Annotated in this window: 8 protein-coding genes and 1 tRNA gene; all 9 read right to left on the bottom strand. The window is 56.9% G+C overall.

All coding sequences use genetic code 11. The features are described 5' to 3' along the window. Positions 1-283 precede the first annotated feature (283 nt). Entirely contained in the window at positions 284-595 is a 312-nt protein-coding gene (locus VEI50_03470; GenBank protein HXX74165.1) for a PilZ domain-containing protein, read from the bottom strand. Positions 596-670: 75 nt separating this feature from the next. Continuing rightward, positions 671-1,090 carry a hypothetical protein gene (locus VEI50_03465; GenBank protein HXX74164.1) on the bottom strand — a complete coding sequence of 140 codons (420 nt, stop codon included), beginning with the start codon at positions 1,088-1,090 and terminating at the stop codon, positions 671-673. 3 nt (positions 1,091-1,093) lie between these two features. Further along, on the bottom strand, positions 1,094-1,369 hold the full coding sequence (locus VEI50_03460; GenBank protein HXX74163.1) for a hypothetical protein: 276 nt from the start codon (positions 1,367-1,369) through the stop codon (positions 1,094-1,096). Continuing rightward, on the bottom strand, positions 1,350-1,649 hold the full coding sequence (locus tag VEI50_03455) for an integration host factor subunit alpha (GenBank protein ID HXX74162.1): 300 nt from the start codon (positions 1,647-1,649) through the stop codon (positions 1,350-1,352). Before VEI50_03455 ends, VEI50_03460 begins: the two co-directional genes overlap by 20 nt. Before the next feature lie 10 nt (positions 1,650-1,659). Next, positions 1,660-2,055 carry a hypothetical protein gene (locus tag VEI50_03450; GenBank protein ID HXX74161.1) on the bottom strand — a complete coding sequence of 132 codons (396 nt, stop codon included), beginning with the start codon at positions 2,053-2,055 and terminating at the stop codon, positions 1,660-1,662. 178 nt (positions 2,056-2,233) lie between these two features. Continuing rightward, positions 2,234-2,701, bottom strand: coding sequence for a surface-adhesin E family protein (locus tag VEI50_03445; GenBank protein ID HXX74160.1), 468 nt, complete (start codon positions 2,699-2,701; stop codon positions 2,234-2,236). Positions 2,702-2,716: 15 nt separating this feature from the next. Continuing rightward, positions 2,717-2,920, bottom strand: a complete 204-nt coding sequence (locus VEI50_03440; GenBank protein ID HXX74159.1) for a hypothetical protein — start codon at positions 2,918-2,920, stop codon at positions 2,717-2,719. Positions 2,921-2,963: 43 nt separating this feature from the next. Beyond that, positions 2,964-3,040 (bottom strand) — tRNA-Arg (locus VEI50_03435). Positions 3,041-3,049: 9 nt separating this feature from the next. Then, a partial coding sequence (locus VEI50_03430) for a site-specific integrase (protein ID HXX74158.1) occupies positions 3,050-3,791 on the bottom strand: 742 nt, incomplete at its 5' end.

Below are 3,791 nucleotides of genomic sequence, written 5' to 3'. Positions count from 1 at the left end.
GGCCCTTGCTCAGGGCGACTTCGGCTTCACGCAATTTGGCGAGGATCTGTTCGACGGTGTGACGGAAACGTGGCATATGGCCCTCCTTTTGGCCCGACCCTAACATACAGGGTGGACCGGATTAAGGGGGCTAGGTCAGTCGGTTGATTGAACCACCACACTTCCATGGCCACCAATGCTGCAATAGCGACTCCTAGGAGCACAACCATTGAGATGTCTCCTCGTTCCCATGGATAGGTTGGGCTATTAGTGCATTGGAGGCGACACGTTCAGCCATCTTTTGCTACCCTTCGGATTCACATCCTCGTTGGCAGAGGTACTCTTCCATATCAGCCCGTGACTCGTCGTCGATCACAAGCGTTTCGAGACCGTACTCTTCGACCCGCACCCAACGGACAATGCCAGCGATCACATAGACTCGCTGGTCACTCGACAGGTTCACCGTCAATGAACAGACTTCGCCGACGCGTAACGGCAGATCGCCAGAGAACCGCCAGCCCGCGCGGGAAAGATTCCACACCGTGCCGGAGCCCTCAAAAGGACCTGTCTGGTACGTCACGGGACAAGAGATGGGAAAACGACGGTAGGGTCGGATGGGTAAATGCCATGAGGAGTCTCGCAGGGAGGCCTCTGGTCGGAAGTGCGACTGCTCACTCAGCAGGCGGAGCGATCACCGACCTGTGCCCCCGTAACCAAACTTTGAATTATTGACGCTGTCTTTGACCGCCTGCCAGGCACCCCCCTGGGAGGCCTGATCTTCGGACCGTTCCATCACGCCCAATTGCTGACTCAGATACGTCCAACTTTGCGCGATGCCCCTGGCATCATAGCGATAGCGCAGCACGCTCCCATTGGGACGCCATTCACAGAGTTCGCCGCCTCCAGCCTGGGTGCAAGTGTCTGGCGGGCCGACCTGTCTCACCCGGCTTTGTTTATCTTGCCCGAGCCATTGATTAAAGTCGGCGGCTCTTGCCTGGCGCTGGTGATCTTCGGCAGAGGCGCAGCCGATGATAGTGAGGACAGCGCCCAGACTGAGCGAGACCGGCAGCAGTCTGGCTATCACAAAGAATCGACCAAGATTGTGTTTCATCGTCTATTTCCCCTTCGGCGGCAATCCTTTCGTCTCGTGCGTGCGCTGACTGACGGGTGCTGTAGCCAGCGGCCCTTGCCAGGTGCCAGTCAGGTCAGCGACAGGTTGATGCTTCTGCAGAAGATACACCATCAGTTGCCCGTCGATCTCTTGGACCTCGACCATGACGGCATAGACGGCGAGCGGGTCTTTGAACCAGTACCAGCCGGGCTTCGTGGGGGGATGGGTGAAGGTCTCCAACGGGGAAAGACGTGGCTTCTTATCTGGTGTCGGAGTCATATCCCACCGCCTCGACCGCCGCTTTGAACTCAGAGCTTGGACGAAATGTGATCACGCGACGAGCCGTGATCGTCGTGGGTTTACCCGTGCGGGGGTTGCGTCCTTGGCGTGCCTGTTTCTGGCGGACATGGAACCGGCCAAAGCCGTTAATGGCAATGGATTCCCCGCGCTGAAGGGTGGCCTTGAACAGTCCAATAATCCACTCCAAGAGTTCCAGCGCCTGGTCCTGCGAGATCCCCACCTGTTCATGAATGCGTTGGGCAATTTCGGCCTTTCTCATGCGCAGAACGTTACTTTGTTGTGGATTCTTGGAGGAGTTTCTCAATCTGGGAGCCAGGCGTCACAGGCTCGATGATGAGAATCTGCTGCGCATTCAGGACCATCCGATCGGGCGCATGGGCTTCCTTCCCGCGTTTGACCAAGACATTACTGACCTGTTTCGTCTCGGGGTTGGTTTGAGTCTGGATAATATGCACGTCCGTGAGCACGGGGAACCGGCTTCCGGCCTGTTGCAGCTTCCCGAAAAACAGTTGGCCATTTGTCATCACGATGGCCTGATAGGTGGTCGTCAAGGGAGGCCCCGCATCATCTTCACGACAGCCTGACAACCCGACGACGGTGAGCACCACGCCGCAGCACACGAAAAGCACGCGCCACCACGGAGTTGGAACCTTCTGGATATGCATATCTTGCCTCCTAGAGTACATCGTGATTTGCTTCCATCTATCGAAAGGTGTACCAGCCAATCGCGGTGAAAATACCGATGAACACCATCAACGCCCCGGTCAGACTCAGCAAATACCAATCGACCTTCATGCAAGCGCCTCATATCCCTTCCGGCAGTGATCGTGTCCTCCGACGTGCTCACTCCTTCCCGCAGGCAATTCGCCAGAGTTGCTCGCCGACACTACCAGGAGTCAATTTTGACCAGACAAACGTCGGAACCCTGTGGCTGAACATTTTCTCACCGGTTCCCATTCTCCCCGCATACTCCGTGAACTGCAGCGGTCTGACCTGCCTGTCTTGACAATCGTATTCCCATTCGTCTTTCCAGGACACGCGGTGTCGCTCCCTGGCCACATCCTCGGCCATCGTGGAGTCGATTAACGACACCATCCTCACCGTGGTCCCACTCCGGCGGATCGTGGCGGGGCCTGCATAGGTAATGAAGCCCTCCTCGACTGGTCCGGTTTCGGCCACCATGATCCACTCGACCGCCGCCGTTTCAGACGGCCCAGCGCATGCCAGAACGGCCAGCAGGCCGGAAGCCACGAGAGGGATCGTGTTCATGCGTCGCTCGCCATCGACTTCAACCGACTTCCCCTTCGGCAAGAGCCCCTTCTTGTCCTAATAACACTCGCTTTGATACCGCCAGTCGACAATCTTTTGGTAGGCATCAGTTTCGACTTCCACCCGACACCGCTGCAGCGCGCCCACGTCGCGATCGCCTCCTAGCATTTCCTTCTGTTGTTCGGCACGGTGATAGATCTGGGGGTAGCCCGTATGAGGGACGATTCCCAGGCGGAACCGTAACACAAACCGTGGATCCATACTCGCTCAGAGGAGCAAATGGTTCATAAGTGCTTGAAAGAATTGGTGCGCCCGGCAGGAATTGAACCTGCGACCTGCGGGTTCGAAGCCCGACGCTCTATCCAACTGAGCTACGGGCGCGCCGCTTGTTTATCGCACACTTAACTTTGGGGGGTCAATAACGGCGGGCTTCGGCGTGCCCGAAATCGTGCCCAGAACTGGAGCAGACAGCTTTCTCGATGCCTCCTGAAGATCACTCGGACTCACGATATGGTACCGGTCGAAGACCTCTCTGGTCCGATGACCCGTAATCTTCATGGCCACTCGCTCGGACACCCCCGCATTGACTAAATTCCGGACCGCTGTACGCCGGCAATCATGTCGGAGCATTCCTGGTAGTCCCACCTTCTTGCAGGCTGTCGCCCAAGCCTTCCGGAAATCCTGGATACGTTCGCCGATATGCCTTCCTGTGAGATGCGGAAACAGATGGGGAATGATGCGCTGAAGTTTTTTACTGAGCGCTTTGACCCGGTCCATTTGCTCGGCGATGAAGGTTTTCAGGTCCGCCGTCAGGTAGACCACCCGCGCGTCTTCATTCTTGGTGCTGCCCGGATCCAGCCGTAAGGTACCAGCCTCCAGATCCACTTGCGCGAGGGACAGCGACAATACTTCGCTCTGAACTCTCCAACCGTACGTATAGGCGATGCAGATGGCCACCTGAAGGTCCACACGCAATTGCCTTCTCACGCTCTCGAAATCTCTCCGCTCAAAGAAGCCCGATCGGGGAGCGGCCTCCTTGAGTTGGCGAATAATGGGAATCCTTGCTACCTTGTGATTTTCGTAGCCTAACCGCATCATCTTCGTCAGAACTTCTAATTCTCGATTGATGGTC

The sequence above is a fragment of the Nitrospiraceae bacterium genome (genome assembly GCA_035623075.1).
GTDB lineage: Bacteria > Nitrospirota > Nitrospiria > Nitrospirales > Nitrospiraceae > DASPUC01.
This window is presented reverse-complemented; position numbering and strand designations above follow the sequence as displayed.

Bases quoted from the DNA above. Each gene is read 5' to 3' on its own strand.
- VEI50_03465 (HXX74164.1), bottom strand. From the start codon at position 1,090: ATGAAACACAATCTTGGTCGATTCTTTGTGATAGCCAGACTGCTGCCG.
- VEI50_03460 (HXX74163.1), bottom strand. From the start codon at position 1,369: ATGACTCCGACACCAGATAAGAAGCCACGTCTTTCCCCGTTGGAGACC.
- VEI50_03455 (HXX74162.1), bottom strand. From the start codon at position 1,649: ATGAGAAAGGCCGAAATTGCCCAACGCATTCATGAACAGGTGGGGATC.
- VEI50_03450 (HXX74161.1), bottom strand. From the start codon at position 2,055: ATGCATATCCAGAAGGTTCCAACTCCGTGGTGGCGCGTGCTTTTCGTG.
- VEI50_03440 (HXX74159.1), bottom strand. From the start codon at position 2,920: ATGGATCCACGGTTTGTGTTACGGTTCCGCCTGGGAATCGTCCCTCAT.